Origin of the sequence: Rhodococcus sp. OK611 (assembly GCF_003050885.1) — a bacterium.
Classification (GTDB): domain Bacteria; phylum Actinomycetota; class Actinomycetes; order Mycobacteriales; family Mycobacteriaceae; genus Rhodococcus_G; species Rhodococcus_G oryzae.
The window spans coordinates 224206-248113 of record NZ_QAOZ01000001.1; the positions used below are offsets into that span (position 1 = coordinate 224206).

A 23908-nucleotide genomic window follows, 5' to 3' on the forward strand; every position below is an offset into this window, starting at 1 on the left:
CGCGGCGATGACGACCGCCTGCGCGACCGGCGGCGACGCGCCGACCGGCGCGCAGACCGGCCGGACAACGGCCACCCTCGAGAGCCTCGACCCCGAGCCGATCGCGGAGCACCCGGTCTCGACCCTGCCGGTGACCGTCCGGAGCGCGGACGGCGTCGACGTGACGATCACCGACACCAGCCGGATCGTCGCCGCGGATCAGTACGGCACCCTCACCGAGACGGTCTACGCGCTCGGTTTCGGTGACCGTCTGGTCGGCCGGGACATCGCGGCGAAGTTCCCCGCCGTGGAGTCGGTCCCGAACGTCACCCCGAGCGGCCGACAGCTGTCCGCCGAGGCCATCCTGAACCTGCACCCCACCGTGGTGCTCACCGACTCCAGCATCGGGCCGAGGGCCGTCCAGGACCAGTTGCGCGCGGCGGGCATCCCCGTCGTGTACTTCGACCCCAGCCGCTCGCTGGCGAGCGTGCCGGACCAGATCCAGGCCGTCGCCGACGCGCTCGGGGTTCCCGCCGAGGGCACCGCGCTGCGCGACCGGACCGCCGCCGAGATCGCCGAGGCCTCCGCCCTCGTTCCGTCGAACGCCGACCCGCTGACCATCGCATTCCTGTACATGCGCGGCCCCGCGATCACGATGCTGGCCGGCCCCGGGTCGGGTGCGGACTCGCTGATCGAGGGACTCGGAGCCACCGACGCGGGGACCGCGGCCGGGCTCACCAAGGACTTCACGTCGATCACCAGCGAGGCGATGATCGCGGCGGCGCCGGACGTGTTCCTGATGATGACCGGCGGCCTCGAATCCATCGGAGGCGTCGAGGGCCTGACCGCGATCCCGGGCATCGCGCAGACCCCCGCCGGCAGTAACCAGCGGATCGTGGACATGCAGGACGGCGCCCTACTCAGCTTCGGGCCGCGCACCGGCGCCGTCCTGAAGGCACTGGCGACGGCCGTGTACGGCCCGCCCGCCCAGTGACCGCGACGACGGCCGCCCCCGCCGCCGCGCCGCCGCGCAGGCGGCTCCGCGGCGGGGCGGTCCTGGCTGCGCTGAGCATCGCGCTCCTCGTGCTCGCACTGGTCTCCGCCTGCGTTGGGCAGGTGCCGACCGCGCCGATGGAGGTGATCGGCAGCGTCCTGCACCGCATCGGTCTCGACCTCGGCCCCATGCCCGCGCACCCGAGCGGCGAGGTCACCCTCTGGCAGGTCCGGTTCCCGCGGGTCGCGCTTGCGATCGTGGTCGGCGCCGCGCTCGCCTGTGCGGGCGCGCTCCTGCAAGGCGTGTTCGCGAACCCGCTCGCCGAGCCCGGCGTCATCGGTGTCTCAGCAGGCGCCGCGGTGGGGGCCAGCGCCGTGATCGTCACCGGCGGCGCATTCGTCGCCGGTCCCCCCGTTGCGGCGGCCGCCTTCATCGCGGGGCTCATCACCACGGCCCTGGTGTACCTGCTGGCGCGGTCCGAGGGCCGCACCGAGGTGGTGACCCTGGTCCTGACCGGCATCGCGATCAACGCGTTCGCGGGCGGCCTGATCGCCTACTTCACGTTCGCCGCTTCCCCCGCGGCCCGCGATCAGATCGTGTTCTGGCAGCTCGGCAGCCTCAACGGCGCCACATGGAACTCGGTGGCCATCGTCGCGCCGATGGCGGCCGTCGGCATCGCGGTGACCATGACGATGGCGACCAAACTGGATCTGCTGGCCCTCGGCGAGAGCGCCGCCGCGCATCTCGGCGTGAACGTCGAACGGGTGCGCCAGCTCGCGGTCGTGGTCGTCGCGCTGCTGGTCGCCTCGTCGGTGGCGTTCACCGGCATCATCCTGTTCGTCGGCCTGGTGGTGCCGCACCTGATGCGGATGATCGTCGGGCCGGGCCACCGCCTGCTGATCCCGGCCAGCGCGCTGGGCGGCGCGATCCTGCTGCTCGCCGCGGATCTCGGGGCCCGCACCCTGGTGCCCAACGCCGACCTGCCGCTCGGCATGCTGACCTCGTTGGTCGGCGGCCCGTTCTTCTTCTGGCTGCTGCGCCGGACCCGTCGCCAGCAGGGTGGGTGGGCCTGATGGCGACGCTGGCAGCGCAGCTGCGCACCCTGTTCGCGCGCGAGCTCGAGGTCCCGGAGCGCCGAGAGCCGGGCGCGGTGAGCATGCGCGCGGTGGACGTGAGCGTGGACCGCGGGCAGCGCCGGGTACTGGAATCCGTCTCGCTCGACGTGCGCGTCGGCGAGGTGCTCGCCCTCGTCGGACCGAACGGCGCAGGCAAGTCGACGCTGCTGGCGGCGATGGCGGGCGATCAGGACATCGCCGCGGGCCACGTCGAGCTCGACGGCAGGCCGCTTGACCGCTGGACCGGCACCGACATGGCCCAGCGGCGCGCGGTACTCCCGCAGCAGCACACCGTCGGGTTCTCGTTCACCTCCCTCGAGGTGGTCCGGATGGGCCGGGCGCCGTGGGTACGCACCGCCTGCCGGGACGAGGATGCGGACGCGGTGCGTGAGGCCATGGAGGCATGCGACGTCGCCAGGTTCGCGGAGCGGCCGTTCGCCGCACTCTCGGGCGGCGAACGCTCGCGCGTGGCCCTGGCCCGGGTGTTCGCCCAGCGCACGGAGACGCTGCTGCTGGACGAGCCCACCGCGGCGCTCGACCTCGGCCACCAGGAGGCGGTGATGTCCCTGGTGCGTGAGCGCGCGCGGGCCGGCACCGCGGTCGTGGTGGTGCTGCACGACCTCGCGCTGGCCGCGGCCTATGCGGACACCGTCGCCGTCCTGGAGGCCGGCGCGCTCGCCGCGTACGGCAGCCCGCGCGAGGTGCTCACCGAGAACCTGCTCAGCCGGGTGTACGGCCACCCCGTCGAGGTGATCGCGCATCCGCGCTCGGGCGCCCAGTTGGTCCTGCCGCAGCGGGACTGAGCCGAGTGTGCAGCTGCCGGCGCATCCGCCGAGTGCGGGCGACGGCAGCTGCACACTCGGCAGGGCTCAGCGGCGGTCGAGTATCGAGCTGAGTCGACCCAGCAGCGCCCGGAGGGTGGTACCGGTTGCGGTTCCTGGGTTGACCGGTTCCGCCGCGGCGACGGCATCGCGCACCGCGGCGGCGATACTGCGCTCGTCGGTCAGGTCGACGGTGATCATCGAGCGCTCGGCAGTCGCGACCACGTCCGACTTGTCGGGGACGGTGGACTCGAGGTCCGCGCGATACACCTCGACGAAGAGGGTGCTGCGGCGGACGCGGAACGCGAAGGCCTGGCCACCCGCGTTCGTGCCGAACCCGTGTGCGTAGGGACCGACGCTCAGATCCTCCAACGCGAACCCGGTGGTCTTGCCTGAGTCCACGCCGTCCCCTCCCTGCCGCGGTCCACGAAAACTGCCGGACGCCAGTCCAGGTCCGTTCACGGTAGTCCCGATCCGGCCCGCAGGCCCGAGTCGGATTATTCGGACGAGACGCGATCAGGGATGCTAGGTGACGGACACGGTGAACACCGGGCAAACGGGTCGGCGGCGGGCACGCCGCGGCCTCGGCCCGCGACGCCGAAACGCGACTGAGGAGACGTACATGCGGGTACCGGCGGGACGCACCACCACGGTCTTGGCGGGGGCGCTGTTATTGCTGGTGACCGGCTGTTCCTCGAAGGACGAGGGCGAGAATCTCAAGACCATCGAGCCGGCCACCGCGGCGGTCTCCCCCGCGACGGTCGCGCCGCCGGCCGGCACCGTGCGACCGCTCCCCGGCGCCGTCGAGACGGCGGCATTCGACCCAAAGACCGGGACCGTGGCCTTGCTCACACCCGACGCGGACCGTCTCCTGCTGCTGCCCGCCGCCGATCCCGCGGCGGCCCCGCGTGAGGTCCGATTGCCCGGCGGCGTGGCGAATCTCGGCGCGGCACGCGACGGTGTGTTGCTGGTGCCCGCAGGCCGCGCCGTGGTCCGGGTGGACCTGGCATCGGGGCAGACGACCAACGTCGAGGTCGACGGCGACGTCAGCTCCGCCGCCCTCCTCGAGTCCGGCGCGACGGCGGTCGGCACCTCCGACGGCTCGGTCCTCGTCCTCGACTCGGCAGGAAAGGAAACCGAGCGGATCTCGGGGCTCGCGTCGGTCGACGCGCTCGGCGTCACCGGCGAGCAACTGACCGCGCTCGATCGCAGGCAGACCTCCGTCACCGAGATCGACATCCCGGACAAGCACCTCGGCCGCGCCCTGCGCGCAGGCGAGGGTGCCACCAACCTCACCACCGACCACTTCGGCCGGGTCCTGGTCACCGACACCCGCGGCGGCGAGCTGATCGCCCTGACCACCGATCCGCTGATGATGCGGCAGCGCTTCCCTGTCCCGAACTCCCCGTACGGCATCGCATACGACGACACCGCCAACCTGGTCTGGGTCACGCTGACCGGCAGCAACGAGGTGATCGGCTACGACCTCTCGAGCGGCATCCCGGTCGAGAAGCGTCGCTTCCCCACCGTCCGCCAGCCCAACGCGGTAGCGGTCGACCCCGGCACCGGCACGCTCTTCGTCGGCTCGGCGATCGGCGACGGACTGCAGTCGATCGACACCAAGGCGCAGTCATGACGGTGGTCACCGCCCACGCTCGCACGACCGGAATCTAGGGAGATTCGTTGTACAGCCTGCTGCTTCGCCTGATGTTCCGCCTCCAGCCGGAACGAATTCACCACATCGCGTTCCGCGCCATGCGGCTGGTCACCGCCGTAGGGCTGGTTCGCGCACTGGTCGCCAAGGTGCTCACCGTCTCCGATCCGGTGCTGCGCACCCGCGTGTTCGGGGTGGACTTCCCGGCTCCGCTCGGCCTGGCCGCCGGATTCGACAAGGATGCGACCGGCGTGAATGCCTGGGGCCCACTCGGGTTCGGCTTCGCGGAGGTCGGCACCGTCACCGCCCAGGCACAGCCGGGCAACCCGGCGCCGCGCCTGTTCCGGCTGCCGGCCGACCGCGCGCTGATCAACCGGATGGGCTTCAACAACCACGGCGCGGGCCACGCGGCGAACCAGCTGCGCCAGCGGCGTAACGGGGTGCCGATCGGCGCGAACATCGGCAAGACCAAGGTCGTGCCCGCGGCCGAGGCCGACGCCGACTACACGGCCAGCGCCCGTCTGCTGGGCCCGCTCGCCGATTTCATCGTCGTCAACGTCAGCTCCCCCAACACGCCGGGTCTGCGCGACCTGCAGGCCGTCGAGTCGCTGCGTCCGCTGCTGAGCGCGGTGCAGGCCGCCGTGGACGTACCGGTACTGGTGAAGATCGCGCCGGACCTGTCCGACGAGGACGTCGACGCGGTCGCGGACCTCGCGGTCGAGCTCGGCCTGGCAGGCATCGTGGCCACCAACACGACGATCAGCAGGAGCGGCCTGCGCACCCCGGAGTCCGACGTCGCCGCGATCGGCGCGGGCGGCCTGTCCGGCCCTCCCGTCGCGGACCGGTCGCTGGAGGTCCTGCGCCGCCTGTACCTGCGGGTCGGGGACCGGCTGGCGCTGATCTCCGTCGGCGGCATCGAGACCGCCGACCAGGCCTGGGAGCGGATCCTGGCCGGCGCCAGCCTGGTTCAGGGCTACACGGGGTTCATCTACGGGGGCCCGTTCTGGATGCGCCGGATCCACAAGGGCCTGGCACAGCGGGTCCGGGCGGCCGGGTACTCCTCGCTGTCCGAGGCGGTCGGCGCCGAGCACCGCGCCTGAGCGCTCGTACGATGGCATGATGCGTCACGCGCCCGTCATCGCCGGTTTGCTGTTGAGCTGGCTGCTCGGTGCGGTCGTCGTGCGACTCGGCCTGGACTGGGCTGACACCTATCCGTACAGCGAGGCGTCCGAGCGGCGCTATCTCGGCGTCGCGGCCGCCGCGCTGCTGGTGGCGATCGGTGGTTCGGTCACGACGGTGCTCGTCGCTCGCCGTCGGCAGCGCCGAGACTGAACGGACCTATCGACCCCAGCCGTTGCCGTTGAACGGGATGATCTTGGTCCGGGACCCATCGGGATGCCGCGGCGCCACCGACGAGTACCTGCTGGCCGCCCTGTCGCGGAGCAGGTTCCCGGGGCGAAGCAAATCCAGACCCGCCCTGACCCATCGGAACCGAGGACGGCCTTGGGACTGCGCTGGCCGGGGTTCCGGCTCGACCGGTTCCTGCCTGACGTAGTGGCTCATGTACGGATTCTAGGCGCGTGAGCCCCGTTCCCGGCCGTGGCTCTACAGGTCCACCTCGATCAGGGCGAGCTTCTTGATCAGGTCCGCGCTCACCGTCGCGACCCGCGGCTCGTCGATGATCTGGATGTGATCGCCACCGACGTGCAGGATCTCGAGGTTCTGCACCGCCTCGCCCCAGCCGCCGTCGGGCTGACGGGTCCGGAACGACGGCTCGAGGTCCATCAGGTCGTCCTGGTAGCTGTCGGTCAGGTACAGCACGACGTCCCCGTCGTAGGTCCCGAGATCCGCGGTCTGGATGGCGCGGTACTCGAGCCAGGAGTTGCGCTGATGTTCGATGATGCCGCCGGGGATCTTGGTGCCGCTCATCTTGAGGAGATCCATCAGGATCTGAATCTGCGCCTCGTCGCTCTCGGCCGCCGCCAGCTTGTCGTAGGGCAGCGGGTAGTCGAGGTTGTACGTCTTCTTCGCGAATGCCGCGTACCGCTGCCACCGCCTGCGGGTCTCCTCCGGTGTGTCCTCGACCTTTTCGCCGGGCATGACCGTGTCGATGAGACCGACGATGCGAACGTCCGCTCCCTCCTCGCGGAGCCGTTGGGCGACTGCGTAGGCCAGTGCACCGCCGAACGACCAGCCGTAGAGCACGTACGGCCCGTCACCCTGGATGTCGCGGACCAATGGGAGATACGCGGCGGCTCGCTCGTCGAGCGAGCCCGCGGCGCGCTCGAGACCGTACATCGGGGTGCCCGCCGGTAGCCGCTTGAGCAGCGGCTCGTACGCGACCGTCGAGCCGCCTGCCGGGTGGAACACGAACACCGGCACCGCGGTGGACCCCTCGGGCCTGGCACGCAGGGTGCGGACCAGCCCGTCGATCTTCATGCCGTCCTCCAGGTGCTCGCGCACCTTCTCCGCGAGCTGCTCGATGGTCTCCGAGTCGAGGATGTCGTCGAAGGTCACCTCGCCACCCGCACGTTCGGTCAGGCGCGCGGCCAGCCGCTCCGCGGTGTCGTCGTCGAGCACCGGCAGGGTGTTGAAGATGCCCTTCGCCGACTTCCCGGTGACGACGGCCCAGCTCGCGAACGTCAGCCGCTCGGCGGCATCACGCGGGGGCACATCGACGTCGGACGGCGCGGCCTGCAACGCCTGCGCGGTGATCTCGGACTCGGCGGGGAGTGCCGCGGGCGCCTGCTCCGACTCCTTCTCCTTCCGCTGCTGCTCGGCGAGCGCCTCCACCTCTTCGCGGTTCTCGATCGCGTAGCGCAGGTACTTCTCCACCTCGCGCAGGCTTGCATCGCGGACCGCCTGCAGCTGCAGCTGCGGGATGTCGAACTCGTACTCGACGCGGTTCTTGATCCGCACCGCCATCAGCGAGTCCAACCCCAGCTCGATCAGCGGGATCTCGGCGGGCAGATCCTCGATCGCGTAGCCCATGGACTCCGCGACGATCAGCCCCAGCCGCTCCTCCAGACTCTGGCCACTGCCGGAATCCCACCTGCCACCGAAGGATTCGACGACCTCGGGCAGCTCCTCCATCGGCGAAGTGGACCGCTCCACCGGCACGATTGCAACCGGCTCGGGCAGGGCCACACCGGACGAGACGACCGCCTCGAACAGGAGCGTGAAACCGCCCGCACCCGCCTGGCGGAAGACCTGCACCGAAGCCCCGCCGAGATGCGGCACCAGGGTCAGCGTGAGGCGCCCGTCCGACGGCAGCTGGCCGTGCGTGACGGTGGCGCCAAGGACCGCGTCCGGCAACACATGTGCGCCCGCCGCCGTGACGAGCGCGCCGAAGTCAGTGGCCGACGACGCCCGAACCTCCCACGCGTGCCTGCCGTCCGGCAGCGGAACATACGCACCCAGGGTGCAGCTGGTTTCGCTCGACATGTGAAGCTCCCCTCCTCGCGACGCTCGCCGGTATTGCGGCACAGCGCCCAGATTTCATACGTGCGACACGCGGGTCCCGCCGCCCCGATCCCCCGGCATCCAGACCCAAACGGGAACGATCATGACACGTCAGGAGGCCTCGAACTGCTCTATCGCGCAATGGTGCTCGTTCGTTGCGGATGCCTGCGGCTCGGTGTGGCTATGGTGGGTCCGGTGACTGTGACGACCGAGTTCAGAACCGAACGGCGTTCTCTCAGCGGGTGGGGTAGGCGCGCAGCGACACCAGCCGACGTGCTGACGACCCCCGATCTGGAGGCCATCGCCAAGGCGGTGAGCCAAGCCGGACCGAGGGGGGTCATCGCCCGCGGCCTCGGCCGTAGCTACGGCGATCCCGCACAGAACGCGGGCGGACTGGTCATCGACATGACCGCCCTCGACCAGATCCACAGCATCGATCCCGATTCCGGCATCGTCGACCTCGATGCCGGGGTCAGCCTCGATGCGCTGATGCGTGCCGTTCTCCCGCACGGCCTGTGGGTTCCCGTGCTGCCCGGCACCAGGCAGGTCACGGTGGGCGGAGCCATCGGCGCCGACATCCACGGCAAGAACCACCACTCTCACGGCAGTTTCGGCAACCACGTCGAGTCTCTCGACCTGCTGACCGCCGACGGGAACATCCGCACCATCTCGCCTACAAGCGACAAGAAGGCCCTGTTCTGGGCCACCGTCGGCGGAATGGGGCTGACCGGCATCGTTGTCCGCGCGCGCGTGCGGATGAAGCATACCGAAACGGCCTATTTCATCGCCGATCACGACCGCACCGCCAACCTCGACGAGACGATGGAACTGCTGACAGGCGGCTCCGACGAGGGCTACGACCACTCGATGTCGGTGCCCGACACCATCTCCACCGGGCCGAAGCTCGGCCGAGCCGGGTTCACCCGTGGATCGCTGGCGACCATTGACCAACTACCGCCGAAGCTGCGCCGGGACCCCTTGCGGTTCAACGCTCCTCAGCTGCTGACCGTCCCGGACATCTTCCCGAGTGGCCTGGTCAACCGCCTCACGACGCGGGTCGCCGCGGAGGCCGCCCACCGGATGTACCCGAAGCACGGCCGGGGCACCGTCCAGAATCTGACGCAGTTCTACCACCCGCTCGACCTGCTCGGAGAGTGGAACCGCGCCTACGGCCCCCAGGGGTTCATGCAGTACCAGTTCTCCATCCCGTTCGGCGCGGAGCAGCAACTCGCCGACATCGTGCGCACGATCGCCGAGTCCGGGCATCGATCGTTCCTCAACGTGTTCAAGAGGATGGGCGACAGTAATCCCGCACCGCTCTCGTGGCCGCATCCGGGTTTCATGCTGAGCCTCGACTTCCCGATTCGCTCCGGGCTCGGGCGATTCTGCGACGAGCTCGACGAACAGGTGCTGGCCGCAGGCGGCCGCCTCTACTTCGCCAAGGACTCCCGCACGACTCCCGACCGCATCGCCCGGATGTACCCGCGGCTCGACGAATGGCGAAAGGTCCGCGACGGGGTGGACCCAGACCGGGTCTTCGCCTCCGACCTGGCCCGACGGCTTCGACTGGTGTCGGGCTAGCTGGATCGCGGCACCACGCCGAGGATCCGGCCGGTGCGGTCGAGGGTGGTGTCGACGCTGGCCTGATCTGCATCCACTCGGGTCTCGATGCCCGGCATGAGCTTCCGCAGTATCGGCTCCCAATCCTTGTGGCGGGCTGGGAAGCAGGTGGCGAGAAGCTCGACCATCACCGACGGGGCGATCGACGCACCGGGTGATGCGCCGAGCAGTCCGGCGATGGTCCCGTCGGCCCCGGTGACCAGTTCGGTCCCGAAGGTCAGTACACCGATCTTGCGTGGGTCCGGCTTGATCAGCTGGGCACGTTGGCCTGCCTGCACCAGCTCCCAATCGGCGGGGTCGGCGCCGGGATAGAAACGCCTCAGCTGCGCGAACTTTCGTTTTGGTGACGCCAGCAACTCACCGATCAGATAGCGGACGAGCGGCAGGTTCTTGGCCCCGACGGCGAGCAATGGCGCCAGGTTGTGCAGCCGAACGGTGGTGAACAGGTCGGTGAGGCGGCCCTGCTTGAGAAGTCGGGTGCTGAAGGTGGCGTAGGGGCCGAACATCAGGGACGGACCGCCGTCGACGACGCGTTTGTCGAGGTGGGGTACCGACATCGGCGGCGCGCCGACGGACGCTTGGCTGTATATCTTCGCATCGTGCCGTGTGACGACATCTGGGTTGCCGGTGCGCAGGAACTGCGCACCGAGGGGAAACACCGCGTAGCCGCGGACCTCCGGGATCTTCGCCTTCTGTAGGAGCTTGAGGGCGTACCCGCCGGCACCGACAAAGACGAAACGGGACCTGATCCGAAAGCGGTCCCCGCGGCTACGGTCCCTACCCGTCACGGTCCACCGGCCGTCGGCTCCCCTGGAGAGCCCCGTGACCTCGTGGTGCATCCTCACCTGTGCACCGCGTGCGGTCATGGAGCGGATCAGGGTGCGGGTCAGCTCGCCGAAGTCGATGTCGGTGCCGGCCTCGTAACGTGTCGCGGCGATCGGCCCGGTATTGGCGCGCCCCTCCATCAACAGCGGTGCCCATTGGCGGATCAGGTCGGGATCCTCGGTGAACTGCATCGCCGCGAACAGCGGCGAACGCTGCAGGGTGGCGAATCGTTGCCGCAGGTAGCGGATGTCGCGGTCGCCGAAGACGACGTCCATGTGCGGCGTCGGATTGATGAACGACGCGGCGGCAGGCAGGTCACCACTCTCGACGAGCGCGGCCAAGAACTGGCGCGAGAGGTGGAACTGCCGGCCGATGTCCTCGGCCTTCGCGGGGTCCTCGGGATCGGGCATGTAGTTGAGCTCGCACAGCCCGGCATGGCCGGTACCGGCGTTGTTCCACGGACCCGAACTCTCGCCCGCGAGCTCGCCTAGACGCTCGAGCACGACTATCGACCACTCGGGCTGCAACCTGGCGAGCAACGCACCCAGCGTTGCGGACATGATGCCCCCGCCGATGAGAACGACGTCGACCACCTCGGGGTCGATACTCGTTCCCGCGCTTGCCGTTTCACTGTGGTCCATGGGATCGCACTCCTGGTCGCCGGTGGTATCCCTCAGGGTGCGCCTGCGCCACTCATCCGTCCAATGAGGAGATGATGGACTTACAATCCGAATATGGATCGATTCCTGTCGGACGAGGTCGCGGCCGCGATTCCGCTGTTCGCAGCATTCGACACCGCTGCCCGCGAAGGCCACATCACCCGCGCAGCCGATGTCCTCGGGGTGCCACAGTCGTCGCTGAGTCGCCGCCTCAAGTCCCTCGAACAAACGCTGGGAGTGCCCCTCTTCCAACAGGTCGGACGAGGCGTCTCCCTCACCACCGCCGGACGCGAACTCCACGAACGAACCCGGGACCTGGTGTGGGCACTCGACGACGCCGTGAGCGCGGTAAAGGGCAACGCCGATCCAGACAGCGGACTCGTGCGCTTTGGATTCCCTCTCACCCTCGGTCCGGTGAGCATCCCCTCACTGCTCGCCGGTTTCCACCGGGTGGCACCGAGAATCCGACTACATCTCGTGCAGGCGCACGGCGAAGCGCTGTCGGAGATGGTGCGCGACGGCCGGCTCGACCTCGCCGTGATCATCCCACCACCCGACGATCTGCCAGTGACGGTCTTGGGACGCCAACGCATCCTGCTCCACGTCGCACGTACCCACCCGCTGGCCGGACGCAGCCAGGTAGAACTCGCGGAACTCGTCGAAGAGCACTTCATCGCCAGCCCGCCGACTTACCACCTCCGGCAACGCCTGGACTCGTGGTGCGCCCGAGCAGGGTTCACGCCACACGTTGCGTTCGAGATCAGCGAGTTCGAGACAATTCGAGTCCTCGTCGGACACGGACTCGGCATTGCCCTGCTACCCGCCGCGGAGACATCCCACCCCGACCTCGTGGGCATCACCCTGTCGGGGGTGGGTGACCGGACCATCGGGCTCGTCACGGGCAACCAACGACCGTCCGCCGCGGTGACGCGATTACACGATCACGTCACCGGCCACGCGGGTGAGTTCATCACGAACGCCACGAGGTGACTCCGCCACGCGAAAACGCGCTGAGCAGTCGCCGTAACGCTCCTGCAGCCAACGGCGACGGAACCAGCAGGACCGTTCGCCACGTCAACGGAGGAGCACTCATGCGAAAGAGGCAGACCAGGCGCACCGCAACGATTCTCGGACTGCTGGCGGCACCCGTCGCCCTCGGGGCCACGCTCGGCACCGCAACCGCGAGCGCGCAGCCGTGGGAGTTCGGACCGCTCTACCGGTCGGAGTTCTCCGGCGAGTCGGCCCAATACCTGTGCAGCAAGGCCGCGCTTCTCGAGCAGACGTCGCGCGCCATCGTCATCGTCCCGTGCACGCAGGATCCCGCGACGGGCAACTGGTACCGCGTCGTGTTCAACCCCCTCGGCCACGGCAGTTGACCGGCGCACGTCACCGCCGCGACAGATCGGGCCAGGGCGGACGGCGAAGGACCGCCAGGGTGGCGATGACCGCCGACGCGAGACCGACGGACAGGGCCATCAGCGCTATCCGGGTCTCGTCGACGGCGGGCCTCCAGGAGACCTCCCCGCCGTGGATGACGAACACGCCGACGGGCACCGCGGCGACGTCGTGGGGGCCGAAGCGGCGGCCGCCGACCCGGGCGACGGTGATGATCGTGGCGCCCTTGGCGGTCTCGTACGGCTCCCCGTAGACACGCATCTCCACGCTCGCTCCCCCGTTCCCTCGTCGGTGCGCGGGCCCTCGACCGGTCGGTCCGAGGGCCCCGCGCGCCGGTCGGTTCGCTACTGCTCGTATGTCCCGGTCAGCGTCGCGCGCGCGATCGCGTGACTGTAGAGGTTGAATCCCAGACGGGCCGGGCTGACAGACGCGTCCACATCCAGCTTCTCCGCCCCGACCGCGTGCACCGCGACGATGTACCGGTGCGGGCCGTGCCCGGCCGGCGGCGCGGCACCGAGATACCCGTACAGGCCGCCGTCGTTGAGCAGCTGCACCGCACCCTCGGGCAGGCCGGACCCGTCCGAGGTACCGGCACCGGACGCCAGCGACGTCACCGTCACCGGGATGTTCGCCACGGCCCAGTGCCAGAAGCCGGAGGCGGTGGGGGCGTCCGGATCGAACACCGTCACCGCGAAGCTCTTCGTCTCCGCGGGGAAATCTGACCACGACAGCTGCGGCGAGATGTCCTGGCCACCGGCCCCGAAGATCCCGCTCACCTGAGCGTTGGCCAGAACCTGGCCGTCCTCGATGTCCGTCGAGGTCAGCGTGAAGGACGGGAGCTCGGGAAGCGCGTCGTAGGGATTGTGCGAGGAAGCCATGGTGAGACCTTTCAGCGGGTGAGGGGCGGAACCGGAGCGATCACTCGATGGATTGCTGGCACTAGCAATTATGGAGAAAATGCTCGAGAACTCGGGTACCGAACTCGAGCGCGTCGACGGGCACCCGTTCGTCAACGCCGTGGAAGAGAGCGGTGAAGTCGAGCTCAGGCGGCAACTGCAGCGGCGCGAACCCGAAGCAGCGAATCCCCAGCTTCGCGAACGCCTTCGCGTCCGTGCCACCGGACAGCATGTACGGCACCGTCCTGCCGTTCTCGTCGTGCGCCAGGATCGCGGCGTTCATCGCGTCCACCAGGTGCCCGTCGAAGGTGGTCTCGTAGGAATCCAGCTTGGTGATCCACTCACGGGTGACGTCCGGCCCGATCAGCTCGTCCACCTCCCGCTCGAAGGCGGCCTGCCTGCCGGGGAGCACGCGGCAGTCGACCACCGCCTCGGCGGTCTGCGGGATCACGTTCGCCTTGTACCCGGCGCTGAGCATGGTCGGGTTCGCGGTGTCACGCAGCGTCGCCCCGATGATCCGCGAGATCGTCCCGAGCTTCTCGAGCGTGCCGTCGATGTCCGGTGAGGTCGGGTCGAACTCGACCCCCGTCTCCGCGCTCACCGCGCCGAGGAACTCGGCGACCGAGTCCGGCACCACCAGCGGGAAGGTGTGCCTGCCCAGCCGCGCGACCGCCTCGGCAAGGATCGTGACGGCGTTGTCCTCGTGCAGGAAGGACCCGTGACCGGCGCGGGCCTTGGCCGTCAGCCGCATCCAGCCGAGCCCCTTCTCCGCCGTCTCCACCAGGTACAGCCGGGCCTCGCTGCCATCGGGGCGCGGCACGCTCAGCGAGAAGCCGCCGACCTCGCCGACCGCCTCGGTGACGCCGTCGAACAGGTCCGGGCGATGCTCGACCAGCCACTGCGACCCGTACTTGCCGCCCGCCTCCTCGTCGGCGAGGAACGCGAACACCAGATCCCGCGGCGGCACGGTGCCCTCCGCCTTGAACTGGCGGGCCAGCGCGAGGGTCATCCCGACCATGTCCTTCATGTCGATCGCCCCGCGGCCCCAGACGTAGCCGTCCTCGACCGCCCCGGAGAAGGGGTGCACGCTCCAGTCCGCGGGCTCGGCGGGCACGACGTCGAGGTGACCGTGGATCAGCAGCGCGCCACGGGACGGGTCGGCGCCCCGCAGCCTGGCGAAGACGTTCCCGCGGCCGGGCGCGCCGGATTCGACGTACTCGGTCTCGTAACCGACCTCCTCGAGCCGGGCGGCCACCCACTGGGCACACTCGCGCTCCCCCTTGGTGGTGGCGAGCTCACCGGTGTTGGAGGTGTCGAATCGGATCAGCGCGCTGACCAGTTCGACGACTTCGGCCTCTGCTCGGCCCCGATCGGAGTTGATCTTGATGACTGACACCCCACTTTCCTACCACCGAACACCCCCTCCCAGCAGCGCAGACGCGCTGATTTTGGTGTGGGGCGCTGCATCAGCTAATCTTTCCCAGCACGCAGAACACGGCGGGCGAACAACAAGGTGTGCATGCGCGAGTGGCGGAATGGCAGACGCGCTAGCTTGAGGTGCTAGTGTCCTACTAATGGACGTGGGGGTTCAAGTCCCCCCTCGCGCACTCTGAGTTGAGACAGACGAGCAAGGCCCCGGATCACGATCCGGGGCCTTTTTCGTTTCTCCGAATTCTCTTGTCCGACATCATCGTCGGCCCGTCGCCACCTCCGCCCTTGCGTGCTCGGCGGCCGTCAGTTCGCGCATCGCCAGGTCCTTCGCACAGGCGAGCAGCGAACCGACCGCGCTGACCCTCGGGAAGGACAGCCCGGTGTGCCCGACGTTGTCGTGCTCGTCGTCGCCGTCGTAGATGACGGTGGCGCCGCGAACCAGCCACCGCTTCACGTCGGCGACCGACGGCAGTTCACCCCTGGTCCGCAGGTAGAAGGACTGCAACAGCAGGACGACTCCGGTCGCGATCGGTGTCGCCTGGCTCGTCCCGAACTGGAGCGACTCGCCGGTGTCGTTGAGGATGCCCGCCGACGTCACCGGAGACCCCGGCGCGAAGATGTCCGTCGCACACGGCCCACCGATCTTGCGGTGCAGCCGCTGCGAGAACGGCGTCATGCGGTCGGCAGCCGTCTCGAACGCCTTCGCCCCGTCCCGGTAGCGGAAGCTGCCCTCGTCGGCGTCGTAGACCGACCCGACGCTGATCGTCTGCCGGAAGATCGCCGGATAACTCATCCCCTGCAAGCCGCCGTGCGCGTAGTAGTCGTTGCCCGCCGACACGCAGCAGCAGACACCCTCGTCGGTCAATTCCTGGAGCAGGGCGCCGATGCCGTCGCCCGGCATGTCGGTGTCGGTCGTCCGGTTGTCCGAGGCGCCAAGCGCCAAGCAGACCGCCGAGATGCCCAGCGACGACCGCCGCTCGAGCACCCAGTCCAGTCCGTCCCGAATGTCCGTGAAGCTCCCGCCGCCGCTGTCGTCCAGGACCTTGACCGGGACGATGCGTGCGTTCGGGGCGATGCCGGTGTGGATCCGCGCCGCGCACACGATTCCCGCCACGTTCGTGCCATGGCCGTGACCGTCCGCGACCTCCGCGGGGTCGCCGGCGTTGTCGCGGGTGAAATTGCGCCCCGGCACCACCCGGCCGGCGAAATCCACGTGTGTGGTGCGTAATCCGGTGTCCAGCACCGCGACGGTGACACCGGAACCTCCGACGTTGAACTCACGACGGGCGTCCGCCGCGCGGACGAGGAGATCGACCTCCGTCAGTTCCGGCAGGAACGGTCCGTCCTTCTGCACCGGGGCCTCGACGGGTACCACCGACTCGACGTGCAGCAGCGAGTTCGGACGGGCCATGTCGTCGGTCACTGCTCTCGGGAACCGGGGCGGATCCGTGGAACCATTCATCTCATTCATGATCTCGGCCTTTCGGTGATCGGCATCGACTGCCGACGAATCCCCCGATACCGAAATCCTCCTCGGGCTTGTGAGCGATGTCACCACCTGTGTCAGCGGAAACTGCGATGGTCTCGGCACATCCCCGGACTCGGTAGAATCCGACGTCGACCGGCACTTCGAGATCAGAACTGAGCGACCTACCGATGGCACAACCAATGACGGGCATCGATCCCGCCGACCTGGAGATCTGCCTGCGCGTGCTGTCCGAGGCCGGCAGCCTCGACGCCGACCACCCGGATTCGATGGTCCTCCAGCGGGCCAGCGGCAAGATGTTCAAGCAGCTCAAGCGGCGCCGACGGGTGGAGGCGCGCGACGCAGTCTCCGAGGCCGACCGCCAGGTCGTGGCCTCGACCGCCACCGGTTCGCCCGAGCGCATCGACGACGAGACCGCTGGCGTGCTGCTCACCTCGAACGCGCCAGGCGCGAGCGCGGGCACTCTGATCCGTCCGCGGCCCTGCTACATCTGCAAGCAGCGCTACACGGTCGTCGACGCGTTCTACCACCAGCTCTGCCCCGAGTGCGCGGCCAGCAGCCACGCCAAGCGCGACGCCAGCACGGATCTGACCGGCAGGCGGGCGCTGCTCACCGGCGGCCGGGCCAAGATCGGCATGTACATCGCGCTGCGGCTGCTGCGCGACGGCGCCCACCTCACCATCACCACCCGCTTCCCCAACGACGCGATCCGCCGCTTCAAGGCGATGGAGGACAGCGGCGACTGGATCCACCGGCTGCGGGTGGTCGGCATCGACCTGCGCGATCCCGCCCAGGTCGTCTCGCTCGCCGACTCGGTGGCCGAGCAGGGTCCGCTCGACATCCTCATCAACAACGCGGCTCAGACCGTCCGGCGCTCCCCCGGCGCCTACTCCGCGCTCGCCGAGGCCGAGTCCGGCCCGCTGCCCGCGGGCGAACTGCCGGACGTGCTGACCTTCGGCAAGACCAGCGACGCGCACCCGGCCTCGCTTGCCAGTTCGCTGCCGACGCCGGAGTCGGTGATCCACCAGGTCAGCGAGCTCGCGCTGGTCGCCGGTTCCGCCTCGCTCGAACGCATCGAGCAGGGCATCGCGATCGACGCGGGCGGCCTCGTGCCCGACCTCGCGCACACCAACAGCTGGGTCCAGACCGTCGCGGAGGTCGATCCGATCGAGCTGCTCGAGGTGCAGCTGTGCAACTCGGTGGCACCGTTCATCCTGGTGTCCCGGCTGCGCCCCGCGATGGCCGCCGCGGCCGCACGCCGCAAGTACGTGGTCAACGTCTCCGCCATGGAGGGCCAGTTCAGCCGCGCGTACAAGGGTGCCGGGCATCCGCACACCAACATGGCCAAGGCCGCGCTGAACATGCTGACCCGCACCAGCGCCAAGGAGATGCTCGATGAGGACGGCATCCTGATGACCGCCGTCGACACCGGGTGGATCACCGACGAACGCCCGCATTACACCAAGGTCCGCCTCGCCGACGAGGGCTTCCACGCCCCGCTCGACCTGGTCGACGGCGCGGCCCGGGTGTACGACCCGATCGTGCAGGGCGAGCAGGGCGTCGACCTGTACGGCTGCTTCCTCAAGGACTACAAGCCGTCCCCCTGGTGACGTGTGGAAGCGCCGCTACGGCGCGGGGCCCAAAGCGGGGATACTGAGTCCGGGGCGTCAGCACCGGCCGAGGAGTATCCATGGGCCACGAGGTGACACGGCTGAAGTTCTCGCGCCGGGACCGGCAGGACTTCCGCGAGAAGGTGCAGGCCTGCCTCGATGCCCTGGCCACCCTCCTCGAGAACGCCGCCGAGATCCCCAGCCCGAAGATGGGCATGGAGATCGAGCTGAACCTGGTCGACGAGAACTGCGAGCCCGCGATGGTGAACGCCGCGGTGCTCGCCGCCCTCGCGGGCCCGAAGTATCAGTCCGAGCTCGCCCAGTTCAACATCGAGATCAACGTCGAGCCGAGGCCCCTTGCCGGCGCGAATCTCGCGGCACTCGAGGACGACCTGCGTGCCTCGCTCGACCTCGCGGACGCCCGCGCCCGCGAGTCAGGCGGCAGGCTCGCGATGATCGGCATCCTGCCCACGCTGCGTGAGGATCATTTCGAGCAGAAGTGGATGTCGTCCGACACCCGGTACACCGTCCTGGAGCAGCAGATCCTTGCCGCAAGGGGCGAGGACATCGAGCTGAGCATCGCGGGGGTGCCGCTGCCGGGCCACAGCGCGTCCGATCACCTGACGACCCTGACCCACACAATCCTGCCCGAGGCGGCATGCACATCGGTCCAACTGCATCTGCAGGTCTCCCCCGCCACCTACGCAGCGCACTGGAACGCCGCCCAGATCCTGGCCGGGATCCAGGTGGTGCTCGCCGCCAACTCGCCGTTCTTCGCCGGGCGGGCACTCTGGAACGAAACCCGGATCCCGTTGTTCGAGCAGGCCACCGACACCCGGCCGCCGGAGCTCAAGAATCAGGGGGTCCGTCCGCGGGTGTGGTTCGGCGAGCGCTGGATAACGTCGGTGTTCGACCTGTTCGAGGAGAACTCGCGCTACTTCCCCGCGCTCCTGCCGGATTTGACGCCGGAGGATCCTGTCGCGGTGGTCGCGGGCGGCGGCACCCCCGAACTCGCCGAGCTGACGATGCACAACGGAACGATCTACCGGTGGAATCGGCCGGTCTACGACCCCACGGACGCCCAGGCGCCGCTGCGCCTGGAGAACCGCGTGCTGCCAGCGGGCCCGACCATCGTCGACACCCTCGCCGATGCCGCGTTCTACTACGGCACGCTTCGCTCGCTCGCCCGCTCCGACCGACCGTTGTGGACCCAGATGCCGTTCGCCGCCGCGGAGGAGAACCTTCGGGTCGGCGCGAGGAACGGCTTCGACTCCGTGATGCAGTGGCCGGGGAACGGCGCGGTGAGCCCACAGGATCTCGTGGAGCGCACGCTGCTGCCGATGGCGGACGCCGGACTCGAGGAATTGGGGGTCGACGCCGGCCTCCGCGACAAGTACCTGGGCGTGATCGAGGGCCGCGCTCGCGCGGCCCGCAGCGGATCGGTGTGGCAGCGCGAGTGCGTCGCCGCGCGGGAACGTGCCGGTCAGTCGCGCGACAGCGCCCTGAGGTCCATGCTGTGCGAGTACCTGGAGCGGATGCACTCGGGCGAGCCGGTGCACACATGGAGCTGGTAGCAGGGCGGCCGCGAACGCGGTGATCCGCGTAGGGTTCTGATGCATGACCCGCACTCGCGATCTCGACATCGTCGTCTACGGCGCCACCGGATTCGTCGGCAAGCTCACCGCGCAGTACCTGGCCAGGAGCGCCCCGCGCGGCGCGCGGATCGGTCTCGCCGGGCGATCCACGGCCAAGCTGGAGACGGTGCGGGCCGAACTCGGCCCGGCCGCCGCGCAGTGGCCGATCATCGTCGCGAACGCGGACGACCCCACCTCCCTGACCGCGCTCGCCGAGTCCGCCCACGTCGTGATCACCACCGTCGGCCCGTACGCCAAGTACGGCATCGACCTGGTCCGGGCCTGCGCCGAGGCGGGCACCGACTATGCCGACCTCAGCGGCGAGGTGTTGTTCGGCCGCGAGAGCATCGACAGGTTCCACGATGTCGCGGTGGCCTCCGGGGCCCGGATCGTGCATTCCTGCGGGTTCGACTCCATCCCCTCCGACATCGGCGTGCACGTCCTGCACAAGCAGGTCGCGGCCGACGGCGAGGGCGACCTCACCGACACCACGATGGTGGTCAGCTCGCTGCGCGGCGGCGTCAGCGGCGGCACCATCGATTCGATGCGCAACCTCGTCGACACCGTCAAGGCCGACAAGTCCGCGCGCCGCATCGCGGTGAACCCGTACTCACTGAGCCCGGACCTCACCGCCGAGCCCGACCTCGGCCGCCAGTCCGACGTCGAGATGCTGAAGGGATCGGACATCGCGCCCGGCCTCGGCGGCCGCACCGCGCCGTTCGTGATGGGCTCGACCAACACCAGGGTCGTGCGCCGGAGCAACGCGCTGCGCAAGTGGGAGTACGGCCGCGCGTTCCGGTACCGCGAGGTGATGAGCGTCGGGCAGTCGGTGCTCTCGCCCGTCTTCGCGGCGGGGGTGTCCGCCGGCCTCGGCGCCCTGATGGCCGGCCTCGCCTTCGGCCCCACCCGGTACGTCCTCGACCGGGTGCTCCCCAAGCCCGGCGAGGGGCCGAGCGAGAAGTCCAGGGCCGCAGGCCATTTCACGACCGACACCTACACCACCACCAGCACCGGCGCCCGCTACGTCGCCCGGGTGCGAGCCAAGGGTGACCCGGGCTACGCCGCGACCGCGGTGATGCTCGGCGAATCCGCCCTCGCCCTCGCGCTCGACAGGGACGCCCTGCCCGATGCGGCGGGCGTGCTGACGCCCGCGACGGCGATCGGCGACGCGCTCGTGGATCGGCTGCGCACCGCGGGCGTCGAGATCAGCGCCCGGCGGAACTAGTCCCGACGGGGGGTGCTGGCGGTCGCGCGTGCGGCCGTGAGCACGCCCGCCGCGATGAGCACCGACATGAGTGCGGCGAGGGTCCCGCATCCGAGCGTCGGTGTCGGGGTCGGCAATCATCCGCCCATGCGAGCGGCGGGTATACCGTCCAGGGATGGCGTCTGGGGAGCTACTCGTCACCGACTACGCGAACGGATGTGGGCTGCCGCGCGCCCCGGGGCAGGTGGGCTTCCCGCCCGGCGACGGCTTCCTCGCATCCCGCTTGCCGACAGCCGCCCTCGCCCTCGGGTCCGTCGGCGCACTGGCCTCCGCCGTCGACCGACTGCTCGTCGTGCGTGGCCAGGAACCGCACCGCTGGAGCCTCGACCCGGAGCGGATCGCGGCCTCGTTCGCGGGCGACCGGATGATGCGCATCGACGGTGACCCGGTGCCAGGTTTCGCGCCGATGTCGGGGTTCTTCGCCGCATCCGACGCGTGGGTCCGGACACACGCCAACTACCCTCACCACCGCGTCCGGCTCCTGGAGGCGCTGGACCTGCCCGAGGACTCCGATGCCGGCCTCCTCTCGTCCCGCATCGGAACGCTGTCCGCACAGGAGATCGAGGACCGTGCCGCCGATGCGGGGGCCGTCGCGGCACGAGTGCGCACCGAGGCCGAGTGGACCAGGCATCCACAGGGCATCGCCTCCGGCGCGGGTCCGATCGTACGGATGGACACGACCTCCGGAGTGACCTTCACCGGTCCGACACCACTGACCACCGATCCGCTGCGACCGCTGGCCGGGCTCCGAGTTCTGGACCTGACGCGGGTGCTCGCGGGACCGGTCGCGGCACGGGCTCTTGCACTGCTCGGCGCGCAGGTACTGCGGGTGGACCCACCACAGCTGCACGAGATCGACTGGCAGCACCGCGACACCGGCCAGGGCAAGCGATCGGCGCTGCTCGACCTCGCGAGTGCCGACGGCGCCGACGCCGTCCATGCTCTGCTCGCGACGGCTGACGTGCTGGTCACGGGCTACCGGCCGGGCAGTCTGGACAGGTTCGGGCTGCACGAGGGCACCTCGGGCCTCGTGCACGGCTCCGTCAGCGCCTGGGGCAATGACGGTCCGTGGGCACATCGGCGCGGGTTCGACAGCATCGTCCAAGCCGCCTCCGGGATCTCCCTTGCCGAGGGCGGCCTGCATCCGGGCGCGCTGCCGGTGCAGGCGCTAGACCATGCCAGCGGGTACCTGTTGGCCGCCGGCATCGTGGACGCGCTGGCACTACGCGCCGTGGACGGACGGGGGCGTTCGGTGTCGGTGGCACTCGCCCGGACCGCCCGCTGGCTGCTCGACGCGCCGGGCCGGGTGGCCGATCCTGCGGAGCCGCGGGTTCCCGGCCCCGCCGCCACCGCCACCCACGGTGCCGTCACCTCCGCGCGCCCACCGCTGCCAAGCCACCCGCAGTATCCCTACCCCGCACACGACTGGGGATCCGATGCGCCCCACTGGATCTGACCCGTCCTGGGAAACAGGCGGACCCGTCACACACCGGATCTGAGAGGATCTTCCACGTGCGCGACCACCACTACGAACTCACCGTCACCTGGACCGGCAACCACGGCACGGGCACGACCGACCCGCGCGCCTACGGCCGCGAACACCTGGTGACCGCGGACGGCAAGCCGGACCTGGCGGGCAGCGCGGATCCCGCGTTCCTGGGCGACCCGGCGCGGTGGAACCCGGAGGAACTGCTGGTCGCCGCCCTGTCGCAGTGCCACATGCTCTGGTTCCTGAACCTCGCCGCCATCGCGGGCGTGGTGGTCACCGACTACCTCGACCGCCCGACCGGGACGATGACCGAGGAACACAACGGGGCAGGACAGTTCGCGGAGGTGGTGCTGCGGCCGGAGGTCACGGTGGCGGCCGCCGACATGCTCCCGAAGCTGCCGGAGTTGCACTCGGCCGCGCACGAGAAGTGCTTCATCGCCCGCTCGGTGAACTTCCCCGTGCACCACAGGGCCACCGCCCTCGTGGGGGCATGAGATGATCCGTCCCGTGCACTCCATCGTGCCGATGATCGTCGACGTCGACACCGGCATCGACGATTCGCTGGCGCTGCTCTACCTGCTCGCAAGCCCCGAGGCTGAGATCCTCGCGATCGCCAGCACCGGCGGCAACGTGCCCGTCGCGCAGGTCGCCGCGAACAACCTGGCGTGGCTGGACCTGTGCGGCCGGACCGACATCGAGGTCACCGTCGGTTCACCCACGCCGCTGCGAATCCCGCTGCGGACCACCGAGGACACCCACGGGCCGCAGGGCATCGGGTACGCGGAGCTGCCGCACTCGTCCCGCGGGCCGTCGGACCGCAGCTCGGCCCGCACCTGGGTCGAGATCGCGCGCCAGCGCCCCGGCGCGGTGACCGGGCTGGTCACCGGGCCGCTCACCAACCTCGCCCTGGCGTTGCGGCTCGAGCCCGAACTCCCCCACCTGCTCAAGCGTCTCGTCGTGATGGGCGGGGTGTTCAACCATCCCGGGAACACCACCCCGACCTGCGAGTGGAACATCTTCGTCGACCCGGAGGCCGCGCAGGAGGTCTTCGCTGCGTTCTCGGTGGTCCCCGCCGACCGTCGGCCGCTGATCTGCCCGCTGGACGTCACCGAGACGATCGAGATGCGACCGGAGCACCTCCGCCTGCTCGCCCAGGTGGCCGGGAGCGAACCCGCCGAGCTCATCACCGAACAGGACCCGCCCGGCACCCGCTCGCGCACGTCCAATCCCATCGTGCGGCACCTGTCGGACGCGGTGCGGTTCTACCTCGAGTTCCACCGCGACCACGGCCAGGGCTTCCTCGCGCACATGCACGACCCGTTCGCCGCGGCCCTCGCGCTGGATCCCGGCCTTGCCGTCACCCGCCCGGCGACCGTGGACGTCGAACTCGAGGGCACCCTCACCCGCGGCACCACCGTCGCCGACTGGACCGGCATGTGGGGCCGCGAGCCGAACGCGGACATCGCCGTGGGCACCGACCCCGCCGCGTTCTTCGTCCACCTCATCGAACGGGTGGGCGGCTTCGCCGCCCGTGCGCGGTTCGCGAGTCCAGAGACTCGTTAACCGCGCACGGG

At 69.8% G+C, this 23908-nt stretch carries 21 protein-coding genes, 1 tRNA gene and 1 pseudogene; 16 read left to right on the plus strand and 7 right to left on the minus strand.

Annotated features, from left to right (window positions below; genetic code table 11):
- The first annotated feature begins 7 nt into the window (after nucleotides 1-7).
- From C8K38_RS00825 to C8K38_RS00835, 3 genes are read left to right on the plus strand one after another with little or no spacing between them, the layout of a single operon-like run.
- The gene (locus C8K38_RS00825; protein WP_097209969.1) at nucleotides 8-973 is read left to right on the plus strand and encodes a heme/hemin ABC transporter substrate-binding protein; all 966 of its coding nucleotides are present in this window, start codon (nucleotides 8-10) and stop codon (nucleotides 971-973) included.
- Complete coding sequence (locus C8K38_RS00830; RefSeq protein WP_097209794.1) at nucleotides 970-2046, plus strand: FecCD family ABC transporter permease; 1077 nt, start codon at nucleotides 970-972, stop codon at nucleotides 2044-2046. The genes C8K38_RS00825 and C8K38_RS00830 overlap by 4 nt, the downstream gene beginning before the upstream one ends.
- Nucleotides 2046-2891 (plus strand): heme ABC transporter ATP-binding protein, encoded by an 846-nt coding sequence (locus tag C8K38_RS00835; RefSeq protein WP_097209970.1) that lies wholly within the window; start codon nucleotides 2046-2048, stop codon nucleotides 2889-2891. Before C8K38_RS00830 ends, C8K38_RS00835 begins: the two co-directional genes overlap by 1 nt.
- A 66-nt stretch (nucleotides 2892-2957) precedes the next feature.
- On the opposite strand, the gene C8K38_RS00840 is transcribed toward C8K38_RS00835, so the two are convergent.
- Nucleotides 2958-3311, minus strand: a complete 354-nt coding sequence (locus C8K38_RS00840; RefSeq protein WP_097209795.1) for a hypothetical protein — start codon at nucleotides 3309-3311, stop codon at nucleotides 2958-2960.
- 220 nt (nucleotides 3312-3531) lie between these two features.
- Here C8K38_RS00840 and C8K38_RS00845 point away from each other — a divergent pair, with 220 nt between their 5' ends.
- The 3 genes from C8K38_RS00845 to C8K38_RS00855 are packed head-to-tail and all read left to right on the plus strand — an operon-like array spanning nucleotide 3532 to nucleotide 5895.
- Nucleotides 3532-4545: a YncE family protein gene (locus C8K38_RS00845; RefSeq protein WP_097209796.1), complete on the plus strand. Its 1014-nt coding sequence runs from the start codon at nucleotides 3532-3534 to the stop codon at nucleotides 4543-4545.
- Nucleotides 4546-4592: 47 nt separating this feature from the next.
- On the plus strand, nucleotides 4593-5663 hold the full coding sequence (locus C8K38_RS00850; RefSeq protein ID WP_097209797.1) for a quinone-dependent dihydroorotate dehydrogenase: 1071 nt from the start codon (nucleotides 4593-4595) through the stop codon (nucleotides 5661-5663).
- Nucleotides 5664-5682: 19 nt separating this feature from the next.
- The gene (locus tag C8K38_RS00855; protein ID WP_143548363.1) at nucleotides 5683-5895 is read left to right on the plus strand and encodes a hypothetical protein; all 213 of its coding nucleotides are present in this window, start codon (nucleotides 5683-5685) and stop codon (nucleotides 5893-5895) included.
- 273 nt (nucleotides 5896-6168) lie between these two features.
- Here C8K38_RS00855 and C8K38_RS00860 read toward each other — a convergent pair.
- Nucleotides 6169-8004 (minus strand): annotated as a pseudogene (locus C8K38_RS00860) (thioesterase domain-containing protein); the annotation flags it as partial.
- A 204-nt stretch (nucleotides 8005-8208) separates the two neighbouring features.
- On the opposite strand from C8K38_RS00860, the gene C8K38_RS00865 reads away from it, so the two are divergent.
- Nucleotides 8209-9606 (plus strand): FAD-binding oxidoreductase, encoded by a 1398-nt coding sequence (locus C8K38_RS00865; RefSeq protein WP_097209800.1) that lies wholly within the window; start codon nucleotides 8209-8211, stop codon nucleotides 9604-9606.
- Here the strand turns inward: C8K38_RS00865 and mqo are convergent.
- Nucleotides 9603-11111 carry a malate dehydrogenase (quinone) gene (mqo, locus tag C8K38_RS00870; RefSeq protein WP_097209801.1) on the minus strand — a complete coding sequence of 503 codons (1509 nt, stop codon included), beginning with the start codon at nucleotides 11109-11111 and terminating at the stop codon, nucleotides 9603-9605. The two genes, C8K38_RS00865 and mqo, sit on opposite strands and share 4 nt — an antisense overlap.
- A 93-nt stretch (nucleotides 11112-11204) precedes the next feature.
- On the opposite strand from mqo, the gene C8K38_RS00875 reads away from it, so the two are divergent.
- Nucleotides 11205-12119, plus strand: a complete 915-nt coding sequence (locus C8K38_RS00875) for a LysR family transcriptional regulator (RefSeq protein ID WP_097209802.1) — start codon at nucleotides 11205-11207, stop codon at nucleotides 12117-12119.
- Nucleotides 12120-12220: 101 nt separating this feature from the next.
- The gene (locus tag C8K38_RS00880; RefSeq protein ID WP_097209803.1) at nucleotides 12221-12505 is read left to right on the plus strand and encodes a hypothetical protein; all 285 of its coding nucleotides are present in this window, start codon (nucleotides 12221-12223) and stop codon (nucleotides 12503-12505) included.
- Between the two features lie 10 nt (nucleotides 12506-12515).
- Here the strand turns inward: C8K38_RS00880 and C8K38_RS00885 are convergent, their stop codons facing one another.
- The 3 genes from C8K38_RS00885 to C8K38_RS00895 form a co-directional block, all read right to left on the minus strand.
- Nucleotides 12516-12785 (minus strand): hypothetical protein, encoded by a 270-nt coding sequence (locus C8K38_RS00885; protein ID WP_097209971.1) that lies wholly within the window; start codon nucleotides 12783-12785, stop codon nucleotides 12516-12518.
- An 83-nt stretch (nucleotides 12786-12868) separates the two neighbouring features.
- Entirely contained in the window at nucleotides 12869-13402 is a 534-nt protein-coding gene (locus C8K38_RS00890) for a YbhB/YbcL family Raf kinase inhibitor-like protein (protein WP_097209804.1), read from the minus strand.
- Nucleotides 13403-13463: 61 nt separating this feature from the next.
- Complete coding sequence (locus C8K38_RS00895) at nucleotides 13464-14816, minus strand: M20/M25/M40 family metallo-hydrolase (RefSeq protein WP_097209805.1); 1353 nt, start codon at nucleotides 14814-14816, stop codon at nucleotides 13464-13466.
- Between the two features lie 125 nt (nucleotides 14817-14941).
- Between C8K38_RS00895 and C8K38_RS00900 the strand changes: the two genes are divergently transcribed.
- Nucleotides 14942-15027 (plus strand) — tRNA-Leu (locus C8K38_RS00900).
- A gap of 80 nt (nucleotides 15028-15107) precedes the next feature.
- Here C8K38_RS00900 and C8K38_RS00905 read toward each other — a convergent pair.
- Nucleotides 15108-16322 carry a S8 family serine peptidase gene (locus tag C8K38_RS00905; protein WP_097209806.1) on the minus strand — a complete coding sequence of 405 codons (1215 nt, stop codon included), beginning with the start codon at nucleotides 16320-16322 and terminating at the stop codon, nucleotides 15108-15110.
- A gap of 197 nt (nucleotides 16323-16519) precedes the next feature.
- Here C8K38_RS00905 and C8K38_RS00910 point away from each other — a divergent pair, with 197 nt between their 5' ends.
- The 6 genes from C8K38_RS00910 to C8K38_RS00935 all read left to right on the plus strand — a co-directional run bounded on the left by C8K38_RS00910 (nucleotide 16520) and on the right by C8K38_RS00935 (nucleotide 23897).
- Nucleotides 16520-17947: an SDR family NAD(P)-dependent oxidoreductase gene (locus C8K38_RS00910; RefSeq protein ID WP_375124761.1), complete on the plus strand. Its 1428-nt coding sequence runs from the start codon at nucleotides 16520-16522 to the stop codon at nucleotides 17945-17947.
- Between the two features lie 80 nt (nucleotides 17948-18027).
- Nucleotides 18028-19521, plus strand: coding sequence for a glutamate--cysteine ligase (locus C8K38_RS00915; RefSeq protein WP_097209807.1), 1494 nt, complete (start codon nucleotides 18028-18030; stop codon nucleotides 19519-19521).
- Between the two features lie 43 nt (nucleotides 19522-19564).
- Nucleotides 19565-20806, plus strand: a complete 1242-nt coding sequence (locus C8K38_RS00920; RefSeq protein WP_097209808.1) for a saccharopine dehydrogenase family protein — start codon at nucleotides 19565-19567, stop codon at nucleotides 20804-20806.
- Nucleotides 20807-20960: 154 nt separating this feature from the next.
- Complete coding sequence (locus C8K38_RS00925; protein ID WP_097209809.1) at nucleotides 20961-22301, plus strand: CoA transferase; 1341 nt, start codon at nucleotides 20961-20963, stop codon at nucleotides 22299-22301.
- Between the two features lie 56 nt (nucleotides 22302-22357).
- Nucleotides 22358-22828, plus strand: coding sequence for an OsmC family protein (locus C8K38_RS00930; protein WP_097209810.1), 471 nt, complete (start codon nucleotides 22358-22360; stop codon nucleotides 22826-22828).
- 31 nt (nucleotides 22829-22859) lie between these two features.
- Nucleotides 22860-23897, plus strand: coding sequence for a nucleoside hydrolase (locus tag C8K38_RS00935; protein WP_179800417.1), 1038 nt, complete (start codon nucleotides 22860-22862; stop codon nucleotides 23895-23897).
- Nucleotides 23898-23908 lie beyond the last annotated feature (11 nt).

Bases quoted from the DNA above. Each gene is read 5' to 3' on its own strand.
- C8K38_RS00825 (WP_097209969.1), top strand. From the start codon at position 8: ATGACGACCGCCTGCGCGACCGGCGGCGACGCGCCGACCGGCGCGCAG.
- C8K38_RS00835 (WP_097209970.1), top strand. From the start codon at position 2,046: ATGGCGACGCTGGCAGCGCAGCTGCGCACCCTGTTCGCGCGCGAGCTC.
- C8K38_RS00845 (WP_097209796.1), top strand. From the start codon at position 3,532: ATGCGGGTACCGGCGGGACGCACCACCACGGTCTTGGCGGGGGCGCTG.
- C8K38_RS00855 (WP_143548363.1), top strand. From the start codon at position 5,683: ATGCGTCACGCGCCCGTCATCGCCGGTTTGCTGTTGAGCTGGCTGCTC.
- C8K38_RS00865 (WP_097209800.1), top strand. From the start codon at position 8,209: ATGGTGGGTCCGGTGACTGTGACGACCGAGTTCAGAACCGAACGGCGT.
- mqo (WP_097209801.1), bottom strand. From the start codon at position 11,111: ATGGACCACAGTGAAACGGCAAGCGCGGGAACGAGTATCGACCCCGAG.
- C8K38_RS00875 (WP_097209802.1), top strand. From the start codon at position 11,205: ATGGATCGATTCCTGTCGGACGAGGTCGCGGCCGCGATTCCGCTGTTC.
- C8K38_RS00880 (WP_097209803.1), top strand. From the start codon at position 12,221: ATGCGAAAGAGGCAGACCAGGCGCACCGCAACGATTCTCGGACTGCTG.
- C8K38_RS00885 (WP_097209971.1), bottom strand. From the start codon at position 12,785: ATGCGTGTCTACGGGGAGCCGTACGAGACCGCCAAGGGCGCCACGATC.
- C8K38_RS00890 (WP_097209804.1), bottom strand. From the start codon at position 13,402: ATGGCTTCCTCGCACAATCCCTACGACGCGCTTCCCGAGCTCCCGTCC.
- C8K38_RS00905 (WP_097209806.1), bottom strand. From the start codon at position 16,322: ATGAATGAGATGAATGGTTCCACGGATCCGCCCCGGTTCCCGAGAGCA.
- C8K38_RS00910 (WP_375124761.1), top strand. From the start codon at position 16,520: ATGACGGGCATCGATCCCGCCGACCTGGAGATCTGCCTGCGCGTGCTG.
- C8K38_RS00915 (WP_097209807.1), top strand. From the start codon at position 18,028: ATGGGCCACGAGGTGACACGGCTGAAGTTCTCGCGCCGGGACCGGCAG.
- C8K38_RS00920 (WP_097209808.1), top strand. From the start codon at position 19,565: ATGACCCGCACTCGCGATCTCGACATCGTCGTCTACGGCGCCACCGGA.
- C8K38_RS00925 (WP_097209809.1), top strand. From the start codon at position 20,961: ATGGCGTCTGGGGAGCTACTCGTCACCGACTACGCGAACGGATGTGGG.
- C8K38_RS00935 (WP_179800417.1), top strand. From the start codon at position 22,860: ATGATCGTCGACGTCGACACCGGCATCGACGATTCGCTGGCGCTGCTC.